The organism is Piscinibacter sp., assembly GCF_050175855.1.
Classification (GTDB): Bacteria; Pseudomonadota; Gammaproteobacteria; order Burkholderiales; family Burkholderiaceae_C; genus Piscinibacter.
On sequence record NZ_JBFXIO010000289.1, the window covers coordinates 1 to 3,118 of the forward strand.

3 protein-coding genes are annotated in these 3,118 nt (G+C 69.7%); all 3 read right to left on the minus strand.

The annotated features are described in order from the left end of the window. Positions 1 to 188: 188 nt before the first annotated feature. Genes AB7U92_RS19010 through ybiB form a run of 3 tightly spaced genes read right to left on the minus strand, consistent with a single transcriptional unit; the run spans position 189 to position 3,098 of the window. Entirely contained in the window at positions 189 to 1,325 is a 1,137-nt protein-coding gene (locus tag AB7U92_RS19010) for a sterol desaturase family protein (protein ID WP_428580544.1), read from the minus strand. Positions 1,326 to 1,374: 49 nt separating this feature from the next. Continuing rightward, positions 1,375 to 2,148, minus strand: coding sequence for a uroporphyrinogen-III C-methyltransferase (cobA, locus tag AB7U92_RS19015; RefSeq protein ID WP_428580547.1), 774 nt, complete (start codon positions 2,146 to 2,148; stop codon positions 1,375 to 1,377). Further along, the gene (gene ybiB, locus AB7U92_RS19020; protein ID WP_428580550.1) at positions 2,145 to 3,098 is read right to left on the minus strand and encodes a DNA-binding protein YbiB; all 954 of its coding nucleotides are present in this window, start codon (positions 3,096 to 3,098) and stop codon (positions 2,145 to 2,147) included. Before ybiB ends, cobA begins: the two co-directional genes overlap by 4 nt. Positions 3,099 to 3,118 lie beyond the last annotated feature (20 nt).

Sequence of the window (3,118 nt, forward strand, 5' to 3'; positions counted from 1 at the left end):
TGAGCACGGCGCCGTCTCGGCGGCTCAGCAGCGGTTCGGCGTCTTCGGCCATGGGCACCTCGGGGTTGATCTGCATTCATCGACCGATCGGTCAATGAATGCTTAATGTAGATCAAACCCATGCCGCCGGCAAGGCGGCAGCGGCTGCGGGGTTCTACCGAGGATCCTGCGAGATCGGGGAGGGGCGGCTAGCTGGTCTTCTTCCAGACGAACGGGAAGGCCAGCTGCTTGAGGAAGCCATCGGGCACGTAGTCGCCCTGCACGCCGTAGCGCTCCGGCCACTGGCGGTCGGACTGCACCGCGGTGCCGAACAGGTGGTCGAGGAAGGCGAAGTGCGCCGCGTAGTTTCGGTCGATCGCCTCGTCGTCCTGCGAGTGGTGCCAGTGGTGGAAGTTGGGCGTGACGATCACATAGCGCAGCGGACCGAGCCGCACGCTCACGTTGGCGTGGTTGAACACCGCCTGGAAGCCGACGATCACGATGTAGGCGTCGATCACTTCCTTGCTGAAGCCAAGCACGTAGATCGGCGCCAGCACCAGCGTGCGCGTGATCAGCAGCTCGACGATGTGCTGGCGCGAGCCGGCCAGCCAGTCCATGCTCTTGGCGCTGTGGTGCACCGCGTGCAGCCGCCACAGCAGCGGCACCTCGTGGTAGGCGCGGTGCGTCCAGTACTGCACCAGGTCGGCCACCAGGATGATGCCGAAGAGGGCGACGGGGAAGGGCAGGTCCTGCACCCAGAAGCGGATGCCGTCCTTGGCCGCCCAGCCGAACAGCTTGTGCACCAGCAGGTTGGTGGCCAGCAGCACGAAGCCCACCACCATGTGGTTGACGATGAAGTGGTGGAAGTCGGTCTGCCACTCGGCGCGGAAGACAGGCTGGTCCTTGCGCAGCGGGAACAGCTTCTCGATGAAGATGAAGATCAGCGAGGAGCCGAGCAGGTCGAGGATGAACCAGTCGAGTCCGATGTACGGCGTGTTGTCGGCGAAGTCGTTGACCGGCACCTTGTGGCCGCCCAGCAGCGCGGTCAGCGCCACCAGCACGAAGGCGCCGGCGGCCAGCCAGCGCGAGCGGCCGAACACGATGTTGACCAGCGCGATGCCGCCGGCGGCCACCATCGCCCAGTACATCACCTGGCGCAGCATCTCGACGTCGTAGCTCTTGCGCAGCTGCGGCGTGGTCAGGTACTCGGGGAAATGGAAGGCGAGCACGCCCAGGAAACAGAGAATCGCCAGGGACAGCGCGATCACGCCGGAGATCAGCCCCTTGCCCGGGCGCAGCGCGCCATGCGATTCGGTGAGCCGGTTGAGCTTGTCGAGTTCCTGCATCGGCGTGCGCCTCCCTGGTGGCGCCGGATGATACGGGCCGACCGCGGTCTCAGGCGCTGCGCTCGTGTTTCATCGGTTGCGCTTGTGCCGCGGCGTGATGCAAGCCACGCAGCACGTCGCCGACCACGATGATCGCCGGGCTGGCCAGGCCGTGCGCGTGCACCAGCTCGGCCAGCCCGCCGAGCGTGCCCGTGGCCTGGCGCTGGGTGGGCAGGCTGGCGTGCTGCACCACGGCCACCGGCGTGCCGCCGGGCAGGGCGCCGAGCAGCCCGTGCTGCAGTTCGCGCACCGTGGTGACGCCCATGTAGACCACCAGCGTGAGCCCCTGTGCGGCCGCGGCGGCAAGCGTCGGCCAGTGCAGTGCCGCGTTGTCGCCGCGGGCGTGTCCGGTGACCAGCATCACGCCGTGGGCATGGTCGCGGTGGGTCAGCGGCACGCCCAGCGACGTGGCCGCGGCCAGCCCGGCGGTGATGCCGTTGACCACCTCGACATCGATGCCCTGGGCGCGCAGGTGCTCGGCCTCCTCGCCGCCGCGCCCGAACACGAACGGGTCGCCGCCCTTCAGGCGCACCACGCGTTCGCCCTTCATCGCCTCGGCGGCCATCAGCTTCTCGATGAAGGCCTGCGGCGTGCTGGCGCAGCCACCGCGCTTGCCCACGTGCACGATGCGCGCCGAGCGCCGTGCGAAGCGCAGCACCCCGTCGCCGACCAGGTCGTCGACCAGCAGCACCGTCGCCGCGCGGATCGCGCGGACGGCCTTGAGCGTGAGCAGTTCCGGGTCACCCGGCCCGGCGCCGACCAGCGTGACTCGGCCGCTACTCATGCGATCAGCTCCTGCGATGCCGGCTGCGCCAGCGCGGCCAGCGCGCCCTGCAGCGCCGCCACCTGCTGCGCCAGCGGCCCGGGCGCCGGCTTCTCGCCGCTGACCACCGACTGGATGTACAGCGACGTGGTGGCTGCGTCGTGGCTGCGCGGCAGCACCGGCATCTCGGTGAGCACGCCCTCCTGCGCGGGCAGCGAGAGGTCGTTGCGCAGCTGCCCGCCGATGAACAGGTCGAGCCGCGGCAGGCGGCGCGGATCGGCCACCGGCTCGCCTTCGGTGCCGCGCATCAGCATGGCATCGGCCTGCGTCGCGGCGAGGAACTGAGCCAGCGTCAGGCCGTACTCCGGATGCGTGTAGTTCACCACCCGCAGCGATCGGGCGCCCTGCGCCGGGGCCATCAGCTTGGCCACGGTGTGGGCCGGGTTGCGCAGCCCGATGACCCGGCGAACGTCGAGCAGCCGGGCCAGCGGGGGGCACAGCGCCTCGGTGCGGATGAAGACGGGCTCGCGGCGCGCCCAGGCGGCGTGCATGTCGGCGGCATCCGTCGCGCAGGGCAGGCCGAGCGTCTGGAAGATCTCGGCGGTGGTCACCCGGCCGGGGTCGTGCTCGGGCCCGTGCACGAGCACCGGCACGCCCTCCTGCGCCAGCAGCAGGGCCAGCAGCGCGGTGAGGTTGGGCAGCTTGCGCGCGCCGTTGTACGACGGCAGCACCACCATCGGCTGCTGTGGGTGCACGGGGATGCAGCGCTCGTGGACGGCGCGCAGGAAGCCGGCCAGTTCGTCCACGCTCTCGCCCTTGATGCGCATCGCGATCGCGAAGGCGCCGATCTCCAGGTCACTCGCGTGTCCGTCGAGCACCTGGCTCATCAGGTCATGGGCCTGTTGCGGATCGAGTGACCGGGCGCCTTCCTTGCCGCGGCCGATCTCCTTGATGTAGGGGGCGATGCTCATGCGATGTTGTCTCCATTCGC